The organism is Streptomyces sp. NPDC111507, assembly GCF_055638955.1.
In genome coordinates, this window is record NZ_JBVKBU010000002.1 from 295,197 (window position 1) to 310,344 (window position 15,148).

16 protein-coding genes are annotated in these 15,148 nt (G+C 70.1%); 8 read left to right on the forward strand and 8 right to left on the reverse strand.

Translation table 11 applies throughout. The features are described from left to right. Positions 1 to 42: 42 nt before the first annotated feature. Positions 43 to 912 carry an alpha/beta fold hydrolase gene (locus tag ACZ7M2_RS08810; protein WP_471594694.1) on the forward strand — a complete coding sequence of 290 codons (870 nt, stop codon included), beginning with the start codon at positions 43 to 45 and terminating at the stop codon, positions 910 to 912. 157 nt (positions 913 to 1,069) lie between these two features. Here ACZ7M2_RS08810 and ACZ7M2_RS08815 read toward each other — a convergent pair whose 3' ends face one another. After that, positions 1,070 to 1,975 carry an NYN domain-containing protein gene (locus ACZ7M2_RS08815; protein ID WP_179436824.1) on the reverse strand — a complete coding sequence of 302 codons (906 nt, stop codon included), beginning with the start codon at positions 1,973 to 1,975 and terminating at the stop codon, positions 1,070 to 1,072. 217 nt (positions 1,976 to 2,192) lie between these two features. On the opposite strand from ACZ7M2_RS08815, the gene ACZ7M2_RS08820 reads away from it, so the two are divergent. Continuing rightward, the gene (locus ACZ7M2_RS08820; RefSeq protein WP_095852725.1) at positions 2,193 to 2,345 is read left to right on the forward strand and encodes a hypothetical protein; all 153 of its coding nucleotides are present in this window, start codon (positions 2,193 to 2,195) and stop codon (positions 2,343 to 2,345) included. Between the two features lie 120 nt (positions 2,346 to 2,465). Here ACZ7M2_RS08820 and ACZ7M2_RS08825 read toward each other — a convergent pair whose 3' ends face one another. The 3 genes from ACZ7M2_RS08825 to ACZ7M2_RS08835 form a co-directional block, all read right to left on the reverse strand. Next, positions 2,466 to 3,071, reverse strand: a complete 606-nt coding sequence (locus tag ACZ7M2_RS08825; protein WP_054228205.1) for a MarC family protein — start codon at positions 3,069 to 3,071, stop codon at positions 2,466 to 2,468. A gap of 218 nt (positions 3,072 to 3,289) precedes the next feature. Continuing rightward, on the reverse strand, positions 3,290 to 4,147 hold the full coding sequence (locus tag ACZ7M2_RS08830) for a PHP domain-containing protein (protein ID WP_403697040.1): 858 nt from the start codon (positions 4,145 to 4,147) through the stop codon (positions 3,290 to 3,292). Positions 4,148 to 4,400: 253 nt separating this feature from the next. Further along, positions 4,401 to 5,042: a DUF6758 family protein gene (locus ACZ7M2_RS08835; RefSeq protein WP_403697037.1), complete on the reverse strand. Its 642-nt coding sequence runs from the start codon at positions 5,040 to 5,042 to the stop codon at positions 4,401 to 4,403. A gap of 189 nt (positions 5,043 to 5,231) precedes the next feature. Between ACZ7M2_RS08835 and ACZ7M2_RS08840 the strand changes: the two genes are divergently transcribed. Next, positions 5,232 to 6,485: an MFS transporter gene (locus tag ACZ7M2_RS08840; RefSeq protein ID WP_471594695.1), complete on the forward strand. Its 1,254-nt coding sequence runs from the start codon at positions 5,232 to 5,234 to the stop codon at positions 6,483 to 6,485. 80 nt (positions 6,486 to 6,565) lie between these two features. Here the strand turns inward: ACZ7M2_RS08840 and ACZ7M2_RS08845 are convergent, their stop codons facing one another. Further along, on the reverse strand, positions 6,566 to 7,150 hold the full coding sequence (locus ACZ7M2_RS08845; protein ID WP_471594696.1) for a suppressor of fused domain protein: 585 nt from the start codon (positions 7,148 to 7,150) through the stop codon (positions 6,566 to 6,568). Positions 7,151 to 7,699: 549 nt separating this feature from the next. Here ACZ7M2_RS08845 and ACZ7M2_RS08850 point away from each other — a divergent pair. Then, a complete protein-coding gene (locus ACZ7M2_RS08850) occupies positions 7,700 to 8,812 on the forward strand; it encodes a magnesium and cobalt transport protein CorA (protein ID WP_471594697.1) in 1,113 nt (370 codons plus the stop codon). A 43-nt stretch (positions 8,813 to 8,855) separates the two neighbouring features. Further along, the gene (locus ACZ7M2_RS08855) at positions 8,856 to 9,401 is read left to right on the forward strand and encodes a hypothetical protein (RefSeq protein ID WP_471594698.1); all 546 of its coding nucleotides are present in this window, start codon (positions 8,856 to 8,858) and stop codon (positions 9,399 to 9,401) included. Positions 9,402 to 9,428: 27 nt separating this feature from the next. On the opposite strand, the gene ACZ7M2_RS08860 is transcribed toward ACZ7M2_RS08855, so the two are convergent. Then, positions 9,429 to 10,187 carry a hypothetical protein gene (locus tag ACZ7M2_RS08860; protein WP_471594699.1) on the reverse strand — a complete coding sequence of 253 codons (759 nt, stop codon included), beginning with the start codon at positions 10,185 to 10,187 and terminating at the stop codon, positions 9,429 to 9,431. Between the two features lie 341 nt (positions 10,188 to 10,528). On the opposite strand from ACZ7M2_RS08860, the gene ACZ7M2_RS08865 reads away from it, so the two are divergent. Genes ACZ7M2_RS08865 through ACZ7M2_RS08875 form a run of 3 tightly spaced genes read left to right on the forward strand, consistent with a single transcriptional unit; the run spans position 10,529 to position 13,701 of the window. Then, a complete protein-coding gene (locus ACZ7M2_RS08865; protein WP_471594700.1) occupies positions 10,529 to 11,950 on the forward strand; it encodes a magnesium transporter MgtE N-terminal domain-containing protein in 1,422 nt (473 codons plus the stop codon). Then, the gene (locus ACZ7M2_RS08870; RefSeq protein ID WP_352045901.1) at positions 11,940 to 12,524 is read left to right on the forward strand and encodes a DUF1003 domain-containing protein; all 585 of its coding nucleotides are present in this window, start codon (positions 11,940 to 11,942) and stop codon (positions 12,522 to 12,524) included. Before ACZ7M2_RS08865 ends, ACZ7M2_RS08870 begins: the two co-directional genes overlap by 11 nt. Positions 12,525 to 12,567: 43 nt before the next feature. After that, positions 12,568 to 13,701 carry an Mrp/NBP35 family ATP-binding protein gene (locus ACZ7M2_RS08875; RefSeq protein WP_352045900.1) on the forward strand — a complete coding sequence of 378 codons (1,134 nt, stop codon included), beginning with the start codon at positions 12,568 to 12,570 and terminating at the stop codon, positions 13,699 to 13,701. Between the two features lie 123 nt (positions 13,702 to 13,824). Here ACZ7M2_RS08875 and ACZ7M2_RS08880 read toward each other — a convergent pair whose 3' ends face one another. Together ACZ7M2_RS08880 and ACZ7M2_RS08885 are read right to left on the reverse strand one after the other, a co-directional pair. Further along, entirely contained in the window at positions 13,825 to 14,481 is a 657-nt protein-coding gene (locus ACZ7M2_RS08880; RefSeq protein ID WP_471594701.1) for a hypothetical protein, read from the reverse strand. A gap of 180 nt (positions 14,482 to 14,661) precedes the next feature. Further along, the gene (locus tag ACZ7M2_RS08885; protein ID WP_471594702.1) at positions 14,662 to 15,117 is read right to left on the reverse strand and encodes a sec-independent translocase; all 456 of its coding nucleotides are present in this window, start codon (positions 15,115 to 15,117) and stop codon (positions 14,662 to 14,664) included. Positions 15,118 to 15,148: the final 31 nt, after the last annotated feature.

The window sequence follows — 15,148 nt, forward strand, 5'->3', positions numbered from 1 at the left end:
GGCGGGGAGCCGGGGCTCAGCCCCGCCCGATAGCCTCGGGGCATGAGCAGGCCCCCCTCCTTCGCGCCGCCCGCCGGTGTCCGTGCCTACCGTCTCCGCACCGCCCGCGGCGAGTTCGCCGCGCTCGACGCCGCGCCGCAGGCGCAGCTGAAGGGAACCGTGCTGCTGCTGCCGGGTTTCACCGGCAGCAAGGAAGACTTCATCGCGCTGCACGAGCCGCTCGCGGCGCGCGGGTACCGTACCGTCGCCGTGGACGGCCGCGGGCAGTACGAGAGCGACGGTCCCGAGCACGACGAATCGGCGTACGCGCAGGCCGAGTTGGCGAAGGACGTGCTCGCCCAGGCGGCAGCCGTCGGCACCCCCGTGCACCTCGTCGGCCACTCCCTCGGCGGACTGGTCGCCCGCGCCGCCGTCCTCCTCGACCCGGCCCCCTTCGCCTCGCTCACTCTCATGGCCTCGGGCCCCGCCCAGATCTCCACCTCCCAGCAACAGCGCGTCAAGCTGCTCCGGGACGCCCTCGCCGTGATGGACATGGCCCAGGTGTGGGACGCCATCCAGGCGATGGAACCGCCGGAGGAGATCGACACCGCCGATCTCGACGGTGGGCTGGACGACCGCGAGGACCTGCGGCGCCGCTGGCTGCTCACCCGACCGGCCCAGCTGATCGCGACCGGCCGTCAGCTGTGCACGGAGCCCGACCGCGTCGCCGAGCTGGCCGCCGTACCCCTGCCCAAGCATGTGCTGTCCGGTGCGTTCGACGACACCTGGCCGGTGCCTCTCCTGGACGACATGGCCGTACGTCTCAAGGCCCGGCGCACGGTCGTACGAGGAGCCGAGCACTCCCCGAACACGGACCAGCCCGAGCGGACGGCCCTCGCCCTCGCCAAGTTCTGGGATCAGACGCAGGAGTGATCCGGGGGCGGACCCCGGTGGAAGCCAGAACCTAAGCGCTCCGCTGGAAGTGCGGGGAGGTGCCGTCGATCGTCTGCGGCTCCATCGTGGCCGGTCGCGCAGTTCCCCGCGCCCCTTCAGGGCGCTGCCGAACCGCAGCGGACTTCGCCCGACCTGCTTAGTACTGCGCTTGCAAGTGCTCCCAGAAGCCGTCCCGGAGCGCGCGGCGCAGGTCCGCCTGGCCCCGCAGGGAGTACTGCAGCAGCCCCTCGGCCTCGACCAGCAGATCCTGGTCGACCGAGCCGGGCAGATAGGGGTGGCCGGGCAGCAGCTCCACCAGCGCCTCGCGCCCCCGCGCTGCCAGCCACTTCGCGGCGATCTGGGCGCCCACGAACCGCACGTCCTCACGGGTGGGCCTGCTCGCCGCTGTCGGGTCGTAGGTCGCGGAGGTGCGCCGGGACACATAGGGCTTGAAGAATTCGAGGTCGAACGTGCGCTGGCTGTCGACCTCCCACAGCAGCGGCTCGGCCTGATTGCGGCCCTCGGGCGCCTCGATGCCCCAGAGGTGGACCCGCGCCCCGTACCCCTGCGCCGCCTCGACCGCCGACACCAGGTCCTCGTCGCCACCGAGCAGCGCGGCGTCGCTGATGGCGCGGTGCCGGGCGAGGGACTCCAGGTCGGAGCGGATGAGGGAATCGACGCCCTTTTGCTGGTTGTTGGCGTTGAGGTTGCCCAACCGGACCTTCACGTCCGGGAGTTCGGCGATCGACTGCTGTTCCGCGGTGTGGATACGGCGCCGTGCGCCGTCGTACCAGTAGACGCGCAGCAGCCTGCTGTCGGCGAAGATGGTGCGGGCCCTGTCGATGAGCGCGTCGATGAGGCCTTCGGCGTCGAGGTCGAAGGCGCGACGGTCCTCGGTCCCGGCGACGAGCCGCCCCGCGGCCGCGTACAGGTATCCGGCGTCGACGAAGATCGCATGGGTCGAGGGCGTCTTCGCCACCTCGGCGAGCATGCGCTGGAGCAGCTCGTTCGTGCGGTCGATGCGGGCGCCGAGCGCCGCGTGGTCGTCGTTCATCACCTCCATTGTCCCGGCGGTCACGCTGCGAACACAACCGGTCCCGTTCAGTCTCCTTCAGACTTCTTACCCGACAGTAATTAGGTTCTCGAAAAATTTCCTTAGCGTAGGGAATGTTTGTAACACGCACCCCGTTGAATACGAACGGAAGCGTGAGCACCGACGTCTCGCGCACCGCACACCAGTAGTTCTCCTCAGGAGGATGACCAGACGAAGGGAGAAGCCCATGCGCTTCGAAATCATGCGACTCGACGATGTCGACGGCACGCCCGTGGACACCACCGTTGTAGACGCCGCCTCCGTCAACCGGATCGTTCAGCAGGCCGCCGCCATCGGGCAGCGACTGTGGATCCGCCCGGCCGAATCGTCCGCTTCATAACGTTTCAGAGCAGTTCGAAGCATCACGGAGCAGTTCACCTCCGGGCGGACGCCTTCAGATTTCAAAGCCCCGTACGGCACGACGCCGTACGGGGCTTTGCGCGTTCTCACCGGCTCACGGTCAGCTCGCCCGGATCACCTGGGTGATCCCGTTGATGATCTGCTGCACGGCGATCGCGGACAGCATCATGCCCGCGAGCCGGGTCACCAGCACGACACCGCCGTCCTTGATGACGCGGATGATCAGCAGCGAGTAGCGCATGACCAGCCACAGGACGACGTGGATGGCGAGGATCGCGACCCACACGGACACCTGGGTGGCGACGGTGTCGGCCTTCTGGACCGCGAGGATCACCGACACGATCGCGCCGGGGCCCGCCAGCAGCGGCATGCCGAGCGGTACGAGGGCGACGTTGACGTCCTTGGTCTGCTTGGGCTCGTCGGTCTTGCCGGTCAGCAGGTCGAGGGCGATCAGCAGGAGCAGCAGCCCGCCCGCGATCATCAGCGCGGGCACGGACACATGCAGGTAGTCGAGGATCTGGTGGCCGAGGAGGCCGAAGACGGCGATCACCCCGCCGGCCACGCAGACGGCCTGGAGGGCCATCCGCTTCTGGACCTTGGCGGGGCGTCCCGCGGTGAGCGCGAGGAAGATCGGGGTGATCCCGGGGGGATCCATGATGACGAAGAGGGTGAGGAAGAGGGAGCCGAAGACGGCGACGTCGAACATGAGTGAGTGAGGCCTTGCGGAGGTGGGGAGAACGGCGCGGCGAGATCTGCCGCCACCGCTGGGGAAAGGCGTTCCGCCGGGCGGAACGGAGGCACACGACGGCCGGCGTGGGGCACATTGCCGGGCACTTTGCCGTGCGCTACGCAGTGCACTGTGCAGTGCGCTTTGTCAGGTGCTCTGTCGGATGCTTCCAGGAACCTGGGGCGCGAAGGCGGGTGTCAGGCTCCGCCGGTGCCCGGGACGGGGAACGCCCCGGTCGCACGCCGGGTGATCTCGCCGTACACCTCGGGGTCGGTGGTGAACTCCCCGAGCACGCAGGTCTTGCGGCTGCCGTGGTAGTCGCTGGACCCGGTGGCGAGCAGCCCCAGGTCGGCGGCGAGGCCGCGCAGCCGGGCGCGGGTGGCGGGCTCGTGGTCCATGTGGTCCACCTCGATGCCGTCGAGCCCAGCGGCGGCCAGGTCGGCGATCGCGGACTCCGGCACCGTCCGGCCGCGCTTGGCGGCGGCCGGGTGCGCGAACACGGTCACGCCGCCCGCGGCCTTGACGAGGCGGATCGCCTCGAAGGGGTCGGTCTCGTGCTTGGGGACGTAAGCCCGCCCGCCGTCGGCCAGCCAGTCCTGTGTGAAGGCGTCGGAGACGCTGTCCACGACGCCCAACTCGACCAGGGCGGAGGCGACGTGCGGTCGCCCGACGGATCCGTCGCCCGCGATGCGCGCGACCTGTTCCCAAGTGACCGGCACACCGAGCTCCTGGAGCTTGGCAACCATGGCCCGGGCACGCGGCACGCGGTCGTCGCGCACGAGCTCGCGCTCGGCGAGCAGCCCTGGCTCCTCGGGGTCGAAGAGGTAGGCCAGCATGTGCATGCTGATGCCGTCGAGGCGGCAGGAGAGCTCGGCGCCCGTGACGAGGGTGAGCCCCTCGGGCAGCGCGGCCAGCGCCTCCGCGTACCCGCGGGTCGTGTCGTGATCGGTCAGCGCGACGACGTCGAGACCGGCGGCGCCGGCGTTGCGCACCAGCTCGGCGGGGGTGTCCGTACCGTCGGAGGCGGTGGAGTGGGTGTGCAGATCGATGCGCACGACGCGGACTCCAGGCGATGACGGGGTGACAGGGGACGCTCAAGCATAACGGGAGTTCCGAGCGCCTTGTCACAGCCTCAAGTACCGGGCGCCCCCTACAACCAACCCGTGCGAAGCACCCCGTCAGGGGCGCGGGGAACCGCGCGCTCAGCCCAGAACAACCCGCACGCGCCCCACGCAACCACCGAAAGACCCACGGACCCAAAGACCCGCGGACCCAAGGACCCGCGGCGCCGCTCACCACACCGGAGCGCTACGGCTCCAGGATCCGTGGCGACAACGCCCCGCACGGCAGCAGATCCACCTCCGCCCCCGCGTCCCGCAGATCCGTCAGCACCAGCTCGTCGTACATCAGCAGCCCCGACTGCTCGGGCCACACCACCGCCCACACCCACAGCCCCAGCGCCTCGCCCGCGAAGACGGCACGGTCGTCGGGGCTGCCGGTCACATGCCAGAGCGGGGTCGGGCGGCCGGCCGCGAGGACCTTCGCCTGGGGTGGTTTCTCGACGTTCATGTACGGCCCCGGGTCGGGTCCGTCGACGCCCGCGTACCGCGCGCCGAGGCCGACGCCGAGCTCCTCGGCGACGAGGATCAGCTCCCCTATGCCGCCGAGCGGTCCGGGACCCGAGCAGGCCACGGCCGTCGCACGCCCTCCGCTGCGATCGTCACCGGCGAAGGCCGCGCCGGTGAACAGCCAGCCGACCGGCAGCGGCCACGGCATCCACACCGGCACCTGGGCACGGTGCACCACTACACCGAGGGCCTCGACGCTGGGCGGGATCACGGGCTGCAGCGGATGCACGGTCCCGTGCACATCGCACTGCCAGGAGTCGGCAAAGAGGCCGGGAGCCCTGACCCGGCCACCACACTTCGGGCAACTGGGTTCGCCCCTCATAGGGCCCCACGGTCCTCCCCGTATTTCGCCGCGTCAAGGACGATCACCCGTCCGGAGCGTGGCGGTCACCCGATGGAACTAGATGCAGCTTGCATTAATTAGCCCTTCTAACTTATTATGTGTATACGCCAACGATCTAGCCGTCGATCCACGGCCACCGATCTCTCCCTACGCAGTCGAGGAGCGAGCATGACGAACACCACGGGAGGTCCCGCCGAGGGGGACACGTTCGACGCCGGCGCGGGCAGCATCCTGCGGCAGCCGAAGGCCGTCTGGGCGACCGCCGGCGCATCCGTCGTCGCCTTCATGGGCATCGGGCTCGTCGACCCGATCCTGCCCTCCATCGCCAAGGGCCTGGACGCCACCCCGAGCCAGGTCTCGCTGCTGTTCACCTCGTACTTCCTGATCACCGCGGTCGCGATGCTGGTGACCGGCTTCGTCTCCAGCCGCATCGGCGGCAAGAAGACCCTGCTGCTCGGCCTCGCGCTCGTCGTGGTCTTCGCGGGGCTCGCGGGCACGTCGGGCTCGGTCGGCGAACTCGTCGGCTTCCGGGCCGGCTGGGGCCTGGGCAACGCGCTGTTCGTCTCCACCGCCCTCGCCGTCATCGTCGGCGCGGCGGCCGGCGGCAGCGCCGCGGCGATCCTGCTCTACGAGTCCGCGCTCGGCCTCGGCATGGCGTGCGGGCCGCTGCTCGGCGCCCTGCTCGGCAACGCCAGCTGGCGCTACCCCTTCTTCGGCACCGCGTTCCTGATGGCGGTCGGCTTCCTGTGCATCACGGCGTTCCTCAAGGAGCAGCCGAGGCCCGCGAAGAAGACCTCACTGCTCGACCCGATCAAGGCGCTCGGCCACGGCGGCCTCGCCTCGGCGGCCGTGTCGGCGTTCTTCTACAACTACACGTTCTTCACCGTGCTGGCCTTCACCCCGTTCGTGCTGAACATGACCCCCTACAAGTCGGGCGCGGTGTTCTTCTGCTGGGGCCTGCTGCTGGCCGTCTTCTCGGTGATCGTGGCGCCGCGGATGCAGGCACGGTTCGGCTCGCTCAAGGTGCTGGGCGGCTCCCTGGTCCTGCTCGCCGCCGACGTGCTCGTGCTCGGGTACGGCAACCACACCACGGCCGTGGTCTGCACGATCCTGTCGGGCGCCTTCATCGGCGTGAACAACACCGTCTACACCGAACTGGCGCTCGGCGTGTCGGACGCGCCGCGCCCGGTGGCGAGCGCCGGCTACAACTTCGTCCGGTGGTTCGCCGCCGCGGCCGCGCCCTACTTCGCGCCGAAGATCGAGGAGTGGAGCGACATCCACATCCCGTTCGTGGTCGCCGCGGTCACCGCCGCGATCGGAGCGGTCGTGGTCTTCGTACGCCGCAACGCGCTCTCCCACGAGGCCGAGGAGCTCCAGCCGAAGCACGCCACCGAGGACAGTGTGACCGTGTTCGCCAACTGACCGAGTTCGCCAACTGACTGTTCTCGGCCAGGAAACCGGGCCTGGTCCCAGGTCGGCGGAAAAGACGGGCCAAGAAGTGCTCAATCCAGCCGAACGGATGTGCGTGAGGGATCGCGCAGGTCCGTTCCGCCGTTCAGCCAGCGTTCCTGGAGGGCCCCGGCGCCGTGCACACGCTTCCACGCTGCCTCGTTCGGCGTCATCGGGAGCAGCGGCAGGAACCGTACGGGATCGGCGGGCGCGTCCAGCTCCAGGTCCTCGACCAGGCCACCGGACTCCGCGACCAGGACCGAGGTGAACGGCGCGCCGGGCCACAGCGCCCCGCCCACGTCGAGCGAGGCACCAGGAGCCACGATCAGCCCCTCGACCTGCGGGGACGCGGCGAGCACGGCGAGCGGGCGGAGCACCTTGTCGGTGTCGGCGGCGCCGGGGCGGACCGACAGGACCAGCTCCGCGCGCGGGCCCTTCACCGGGTCGGCGAGGACCGCCGTGGGGTCCGCCATCGGCTGGGCGGACATACCGAGCGTGGCGTAGCGGACGACGTCACCCTCTGTGAAGCGCAGCACTTCGATACGGTCGGTGCCGAGGAAGGTGACCGCGGCCCGGGCGTCGGGTTCGCCCAGCGCAGAGCGCAACCGGGCCTCGACCAAAGGAAGAACATCAGCCATGAGCCGAGCATAGAACTCGTCAGTAACGGGCAAAGCGGCGGCTTGACGCTTCAGTGCGCTGATAGTCTTGGCCGCTGGTCGGGGCAGCACGCAGAAGCGTCGCTCTCAAGCTCCGACGCACTGAGACTGACTGTCTTCCCCACGGGGGGAGCCAGCTCCCCCACGGGGGATGGATCGTCCCTCACGGGGGACCGACCGGAGGAGGTGGGGCTGCAATGGACCGAAGTCGACCTGGCAGTACCACCCGCTCTTCCGGTCGCTGAAGTTCTGTAGCTGGTTCCAGCCGCTCCCCGGCTCCCGTAGCTCTGTCGGCTGCTTCCTCCTGCAAACGTGTGCATACGTGTCAGCGTTGTCCCGGTGCACCACGGAAGAGCGCTTCGTTTCCGCCTGATCCATCCGATCTGTCTGATCTGAATCAGTAGCGAAGCTGCCACCGCGACGGTGCGGTGCTCCCCGCTTTGTGGACGTACCAAACATCCGCAGTCAGGACGTCCCCATTCCGGGTAGTTTCAACCGTCGTCGGTCGCCTCCGTTGCGAAGGAGCCCGTCATGTCGATGATTCGTGACCTGCGTGCCGCGGTCCGTCCCCGTCCCTCGCTGCGCAAGGACAGTGGCTCGTACGACCACACCCGCGCCCCCGGGACCAACTCCGCCGTGGTCGACTGCGCCGTCTACCGCGACGGCGCCCGCGTCCAGACCCCCGAGCCGCTGACGCCCCAGGAGGCGATGCGGCTGGTGCACCGCGACGGCGGTTTCGTGTGGATCGGTCTGCACGAGCCCACGGAGGCCGAATTCGCCGGTATCGCGGGCGAGTTCGGACTGCACCCGCTGGCCGTCGAGGACGCCGTCCAGGCCCACCAGCGACCCAAGCTGGAGCGCTACGACGACTCCCTGTTCACCGTCTTCAAGACCATCCACTACGTCGAGCACGACGAACTCACCGCCACCAGCGAGATCGTGGAGACCGGCGAGGTCATGTGCTTCACCGGGCGGGACTTCTTCATCACCGTCCGGCACGGCGGGCAGGGCTCGCTGCGGGCGCTGCGGCACCGGCTGCAGGACGACCCCGAGCTGCTCGGCAAGGGCCCCTCCGCCGTGCTGCACGCCATCGCCGACCACGTCGTCGACGGGTACATCGCGGTCGCGGACGCCGTGCAGGACGACATCGACGAGGTGGAGACCGAGGTCTTCTCGCCGGGCCGCAAGGGCACCCCGCGCGGCACGGACGCCGGCCGCATCTACCAACTCAAGCGCGAGGTACTGGAGTTCAAGCGGGCCGTGTCCCCGCTGCTGCGCCCCATGCAGCTGCTGAGCGAGCGCCCGATGCGGCTGATCGACCCGGACATCCAGAAGTACTTCCGCGACGTCGCCGACCACCTCGCCCGCGTCCAGGAGCAGGTCCTCGGCTTCGACGAACTGCTCAACTCCATCCTCCAGGCCAACCTCGCGCAGGCGTCCGTGACGCAGAACGAGGACATGCGCAAGATCACTTCCTGGGCCGCGATCATCGCCGTACCGACGATGGTCTGTGGCGTGTACGGCATGAACTTCGACTACATGCCGGAGCTGCACTGGAAGTTCGGCTACCCGCTCGTGCTGGGCGCCACGGTCGGGATGTGTCTGTCGATCCACCGGATCCTGAAGCGCAACGGCTGGCTCTGAGCGCACCGGGTGACCCCCTGGTGCCCCTGGATAGGCTGGGCCCATGACGGAACAGCTGCTCGACCGGGCCCTCGTCGAGGAGGCCACGAAGAAGTCCGGGCTGATCTGGGTGCGGAGCGGCGGCGCGGCGGCGCATGAGGCGCCGGGCGCCGAGGCTCCCACCCGGGCCCTGTGGCACGTGTGGCACGACGGCGCGGCCTGCCTGGTCGGCGACGGGCCCGGAGAGCAGCCGCTGCCCGGGCTCGTCGACGGGGGCGACGCGGTCGTCGTCGTCCGCAGCAAGGACAAGGGCGGGCGGCTGGCCGCGTGGACCGCGAAGGTGGTCGAGCTCGCGCCCGGCTCCCCCGCGTGGGAGGCGACGGTCGCCGAGCTCAAGGGCAAGCGTCTGAACGCGCCCGACGGCGAGGAGATGCCGGCCCGCTGGGCCCGCGAGTGCCGGGTGCTGCGCCTGGAGCCCCGGGCGGGCACCCTCCCGCTGCCGGACGGCTCGCTGGCCGCCACGCCGGTCCCGTCCCCCGCGACCACCCGCCAACCGATCCCGGCCGCCGTACCGCGCCTGCTCTTCAGAAAGCGGGGACGCCGCCGCTAGGACCTCTCCGGCAAAGAGGCCCCGGGGCTACGACGTCGGCAGCTGCTGGCCGTAGTCCACGGTCTCGTCCTTGGCGGGTTCCGCGAGAGCGAAGTTCTTGCCCCAGTCGGTGAGGGTGAGCGTGCCCGCGTCGCCCGCGCGGACCAGCAGCAGCGGGTACGGGGTTCCCTTCAGGGAGACGTCCAGGGTGCCGCCCGCGCCTTTGTCGCCGGTGATACGGATGGTGCGGACGCCGGACTGCTCGTGGTGCCCGTCCGTGGCGAGGGAGCCGTGCAGGGTCAGCAGACCGTCGAGCAGGACGTCCTTGTCCGTGAAGCTGATGAAGCGCTTGTAGGCCGGGTCGCCGCTCGGGACCTTCACGTACTTGCCGTCGAGCTTGTCGGCGGCCGCGGTGTCCGCCGAAGTGGCACCGCTCTTGCCGCCCTGGTGGTTCCAGAACTCGGCGCCGGCCTTGAGGAAGAGATGCCGGCCGACCCGGAGCAGATGGAAACTCGCCCCCTCCGAGGTGACCGAACCGGTGCCGCCGTCGGACCTCAGCCGCATGTCGAGCTTGTACGTGCGCCCGTTCGACACCACGGTCCCGGCGAGTCGCACCGCCTCGGCCGACGTAGCGGCCTTGCGCGTCTTCGACTGGATCTCGGTGGCGGACAGCTTCCCCACCCCGTTCGTGCCCGCGTCCGGATCCTCACTACTGCACCCCGTCAGCGCCGTCCCCGTCACGACCAGTGCGCACATCGCGCCCACCAGTGCGGCCCTGCGGGTACGGCCCTGGGAAATCGCAGTCACAGGTAGGGCTGCCTTTCATACGGGTGTCCATGCGGGTGTCCAAGCGCCTGTCCGTGCGCGTGTCCGTGCGGGTGCCCATGCCGGGGTGGCCGTGCCGGGTGTCCCCAACGGCGTACGGCAGCGTACCGGTGCCGTACGCGCCCGGCGGAGCCAGTCCGTCCGGACCGCTCACCAGGACGTATCCGACCGGGACGGGCTAGCCTGAAGCCCACCTGAGCGGACAGGTCGGGACCAAACGCCCGTACGGAGAATGCCGGCACGCGTCCGGGGCGACACGCAACGAGCACCACGTGACCAGCGACACGGAAGAAAGAGCAACGCGGAAAGAAGGAGGCGCGGGCATGGCCGCAGCCGCCCCCCGGATCTTCGTCTCGCACCTCGCCGGTGTCGCCGTCTTCGACCCCAGCGGCGACCAGGTGGGCCGCGTGCGGGACCTGGTCGCCATGCTCCGCGTCGGACGCCGCCCGCCCCGGTTGCTCGGGCTGGTCGTGGAGCTCTCCACCCGGCGGCGCATCTTCCTGCCCATGACCCGCGTCATCGGCATCGAGTCCGGCCAGGTCATCACCACCGGTGTCCTGAACGTGCGCCGCTTCGAGCAGCGGCCCACCGAGCGGCTCGTCTTCGGCGAGCTGCTCGACCGGCGGGTCCAGCTCGTCGAGACCGGCGAGGAGGTGACCGTGCTCGACGTGTCGGTCCAGCAGCTGCCCGCGCGCCGGGAGTGGGAGATCGGCCGCGTCTTCGTGCGCAAGGGCCGCAGCGGGACCTTCCGGCGCACCAAGGGCGAGACGATGACCGTCGACTGGTCCGCCGTCACCGGGTTCTCGCTGGAGGAGCACGGACAGGGCGCCGAGAGCCTCCTCGCCACCTTCGAACAGCTGCGCGCCGCCGACCTGGCCAACGTCCTGCACCACCTGTCACCGAAGCGGCGCGGGGAGGTGGCCGCCGCCCTGGCCGACGACCGCCTCGCCGACGTCCTGGAGGAGCTCCCCGAGGACGACCAGATCGAGATCCTGGGCAAGCTCAAGGAGGAGCGCGCCGCCGACGTCCTGGAGGCGATGGACCCCGACGACGCGGCCGACCTGCTCGCCGAACTCCCCGAGGACGACGTGGAGCGACTGCTGAGGCTGATGCGTCCCGACGAGGCGGCCGACGTACGACGGCTGATGGCCTACGAGGAGCGCACCGCCGGCGGTCTGATGACGACCGAGCCCATCGTGCTGCGGCCCGACGCCACGGTCGCCGACGCGCTCGCCCGGGTCCGCAATCCCGACCTGTCCCCCGCGCTCGCCGCCCAGGTGTACGTGTGCCGCCCGCCGGACGAGACGCCGACCGGGAAGTACCTCGGTGCGGCGCACTTCCAACGACTGCTGCGCGACCCGCCGTACACGCTGGTCAGTTCGATCCTCGACGACGATCTTCAGCCCCTCGCGCCGGACGCCGCGCTGCCCGTCGTCGCCGGGTTCTTCGCCACGTACGACATGGTCGCCGCGCCCGTCGTCGACGAGAGCGGCTCGCTGCTCGGCGCGGTGACCGTGGACGACGTACTGGACCACATGCTGCCGGAGGACTGGCGCGAGACCGAGTTCCATCTGCACGACGACGAACCGCAGCACGAACGTCTGGACGAACCCCAGGACGAGCGCCCGCATGACCGCGACGACGACCTCGGCGACGACCGGGGAGACGACAAGGAAGGCGACAAGGAAGGCGACCAGCGGGACGGCCGCGAAGGCGTGGACGAAGGCGGGCGCGATGGGGCCTGACCGCGAGACCCGCGAACGGGCCGCCACCGGGGCGACCGCCACCACCCGGCCCCGCACCCGCCTCGACCAGCCGCTGCCGCCGCGCCGCCGACTGGTGCCCGAATGGGACCCGGAGGCCTTCGGGCGGCTCTCGGAACGGATCGCGCGTTTCCTCGGCACCGGACGGTTCATCGTCTGGATGACGGTCGTCATCATCGTCTGGCTGGTGTGGAACGTCGCGGCGCCGCGCCACCTGCGCTTCGACCCGTACCCGTTCATCTTCCTGACCCTGATGCTCTCGCTCCAGGCCTCCTACGCCGCCCCGCTGATCCTCCTCGCGCAGAACCGCCAGGCCGACCGCGACCGGGTCAACCTCGAACAGGACCGCAAGCAGAACGAGCGCTCGATCGCGGACACCGAGTACCTCACCCGCGAGATCGCCGCCCTGCGCATGGGCCTCGGCGAGGTCGCCACCCGCGACTGGATCCGCTCCGAATTCCAGGACCTGATCAGGGAGCTGGAGGAACACCGCACCGACGGCCGGGTCGTATTCCCGGCAGAACGGCCGCCGCGACGTGACGTAGACGACCGCTGACGGGGCTTTCCGGGCCCCGGGCCCGGCGCCGTACCATCGTCCTATGGCTACGGAAGACGCGGTGCGCGAAGCACTGGCGACGGTGAACGACCCCGAGATCCAGCGACCCATCACCGAGCTGGGGATGGTCAAATCGGTGGAGATCGGTGCGGATGGCGCGGTCGCGGTCACCGTGTATCTGACCGTCTCCGGCTGCCCGATGCGCGAGACCATCACGAAGAACGTGACGGAGGCGGTCTCGGCGGTCGAGGGTGTCACCCGCGTCGACGTGACCCTGGACGTGATGAGCGACGAGCAGCGCAAGGAGCTGGCGAGCGCGCTGCGTGGCGGCCAGACCGAGCGCGAGGTGCCCTTCGCCAAGCCGGGCTCGCTCACGCGCGTGTACGCGGTCGCCTCCGGCAAGGGCGGTGTCGGCAAGTCCTCGGTGACCGTGAACCTCGCGGCGGCGATGGCGGCCGACGGCCTCAAGGTCGGCGTGGTCGACGCGGACATCTACGGCCACTCGGTGCCCCGCATGCTCGGCGCGCACGGCCGTCCGACCCAGGTCGAGAACATGATCATGCCGCCGTCCGCGAACGGCGTGAAGGTCATCTCCATCGGCATGTTCACCCCGGGCAACGCACCGGTGGTCTGGCGCGGCCCGATGCTCCACCGTGCCCTCCAGCAGTTCCTGGCGGACGTCTTCTGGGGCGACCTGGACGTCCTGCTCCTCGACCTCCCGCCGGGTACGGGCGACATCGCGATCTCGGTGGCCCAACTGGTCCCGAACGCGGAGATCCTGGTCGTCACCACCCCGCAGCAGGCGGCGGCCGAGGTCGCCGAGCGCGCGGGCTCCATCGCCGTCCAGACCCACCAGAAGATCGTGGGCGTGGTCGAGAACATGTCGGGCCTGCCGTGCCCGCACTGCGGCGAGATGGTCGACGTCTTCGGCACGGGCGGCGGTCAGACGGTCGCCGACGGCCTGACCCGCACCACCGGCGCGAGCGTTCCCGTCCTCGGCTCCATCCCGATCGACGTCCGCCTGCGCGAGGGCGGCGACGAGGGCAAGCCGGTCGTCCTGACCGACCCGGAGTCCCCCGCGGGCTCCGCCCTGCGCGCCATCGCCGGCAAGCTCGGCGGCCGCCAGCGCGGCCTGTCCGGCATGTCCCTGGGCATCACCCCGAGGAACAAGTTCTAGGGCTTCGTACACGAGGCCGGGCAGTACCGCGCCCCGAAAGGGGCGCGGGGAACTGCGCGACCAGCCACGACGAACCGGCGGCCGGCAACCGGCCCGCGGTCTCCCGCCCACCCGGGCGGAGCCCTACGCGTACGCCGCGATGTCCTTGATCATGGCGAAGCCCAGCCCGTACGCGCTCATTCCCCGCCCGTACGCCCCCACATGGACCCCCTCCTGGGTGGAGCCCGCGAGGACCCAGCCGAACTCGGACTCGCGGTAGTGGAACGGAGTGGGGACGCCGTCCACGGGGAGGGACAGCGAGGACCAGTCGGGCCCGTCCAGGTCGTCCGCGAGCACCCACGCCGTCTCGGTCTGCTGGTCCAGCCAGTCGTCCCGCCGGGTGTGGTCCATCTGGCCGGGCCAGGTGAAGGACAGCAGCCCCACACCGGCCAGCCAGGCCGCCGAGGACACCGACGTGGCCTCGAGGAGCCCGGTACCGTCCGCACTGCGGCGCGAGGGACTGGCCGCGACGGTCACCACGACCGCGAACCGCTCCTTGTCCTCCGTCGACTCGCTGCGCACCGAGGGCTCTTCCCCGTGCCCGATCGAACCGTGCTCGACGGCACCGTCCGCCGACGTACCGACCTGCATCAGCCAGCGCGGCCCCGTGAAGGCCTCGTCGAGGCCGTACCACGGGAAGGACGCCAGCAGGTAACCGTCTACCGTGCGGCGGGCGGAGGGGACCTGCTGTCCGTCTTCCGCGGCCGGCGCCTGCGCGCCTACCCGACTTGTCGTCTCCATCTGCCCGGACGCCTCCTTGCTCTCGTCGGACCGGGTGGCCCGCCCCCCTCGGGCGTCCTCAGCGGTCCGCACAACAACTGGGCAGCATAGCCACACCGCTCCGAACAGCAGGGAAAGCACCCGGCGCGTGAGACGCGCACGCGCCGTTTTCAGGCCGTGTCACACGCCTGCGGGTACGGCTCAGGTGGCGTCCGCGTCGAAGGGCGGGCGCTCGTCCGGATCGGTCTTCTCGGGCTTCTTGGTCATGTCGATCGAGCCGCCGGAGGAACCGGAGGACGAGGACGAGGACGAGGAAGACGAAGACGAGTCCGTGTCGCGGCTGTGGACCGCATCCGTGACCTCGGCCATCTCCTTCTTCAGGTCGAAGCCGTTGCGGATCTCCTTGAGCCCCAGCTCGTCGTTGTCCAGCTGCTTGCGGATGAACGTCTTGGGGTTGAGGTCCTCGAAATCGAAGTCCTTGAACTCCGGCCCGAGTTCCTCACGGATGTCCGCCTTGGCGCTCTCCGAGAACTCGCGGATCTTGCGGATGGTGCGGGTGACGTCCTGGATCATCTTCGGGAGCTTTTCCGGACCGAAGACGAGCACGGCAAGGACAACGAGCGTCACCAGCTCGAGCGGTCCTATGTCATTGAACACCTGAAGCTCCTTGCGATGTCCTCAGTCCTCG

Bases quoted from the DNA above. Each gene is read 5' to 3' on its own strand.
- ACZ7M2_RS08810 (WP_471594694.1), top strand. From the start codon at position 43: ATGAGCAGGCCCCCCTCCTTCGCGCCGCCCGCCGGTGTCCGTGCCTAC.
- ACZ7M2_RS08815 (WP_179436824.1), bottom strand. From the start codon at position 1,975: ATGGAGGTGATGAACGACGACCACGCGGCGCTCGGCGCCCGCATCGAC.
- ACZ7M2_RS08820 (WP_095852725.1), top strand. From the start codon at position 2,193: ATGCGCTTCGAAATCATGCGACTCGACGATGTCGACGGCACGCCCGTG.
- ACZ7M2_RS08825 (WP_054228205.1), bottom strand. From the start codon at position 3,071: ATGTTCGACGTCGCCGTCTTCGGCTCCCTCTTCCTCACCCTCTTCGTC.
- ACZ7M2_RS08835 (WP_403697037.1), bottom strand. From the start codon at position 5,042: ATGAGGGGCGAACCCAGTTGCCCGAAGTGTGGTGGCCGGGTCAGGGCT.
- ACZ7M2_RS08840 (WP_471594695.1), top strand. From the start codon at position 5,232: ATGACGAACACCACGGGAGGTCCCGCCGAGGGGGACACGTTCGACGCC.
- ACZ7M2_RS08845 (WP_471594696.1), bottom strand. From the start codon at position 7,150: ATGGCTGATGTTCTTCCTTTGGTCGAGGCCCGGTTGCGCTCTGCGCTG.
- ACZ7M2_RS08850 (WP_471594697.1), top strand. From the start codon at position 7,700: ATGTCGATGATTCGTGACCTGCGTGCCGCGGTCCGTCCCCGTCCCTCG.
- ACZ7M2_RS08855 (WP_471594698.1), top strand. From the start codon at position 8,856: ATGACGGAACAGCTGCTCGACCGGGCCCTCGTCGAGGAGGCCACGAAG.
- ACZ7M2_RS08865 (WP_471594700.1), top strand. From the start codon at position 10,529: ATGGCCGCAGCCGCCCCCCGGATCTTCGTCTCGCACCTCGCCGGTGTC.
- ACZ7M2_RS08870 (WP_352045901.1), top strand. From the start codon at position 11,940: ATGGGGCCTGACCGCGAGACCCGCGAACGGGCCGCCACCGGGGCGACC.
- ACZ7M2_RS08875 (WP_352045900.1), top strand. From the start codon at position 12,568: ATGGCTACGGAAGACGCGGTGCGCGAAGCACTGGCGACGGTGAACGAC.
- ACZ7M2_RS08880 (WP_471594701.1), bottom strand. From the start codon at position 14,481: ATGGAGACGACAAGTCGGGTAGGCGCGCAGGCGCCGGCCGCGGAAGAC.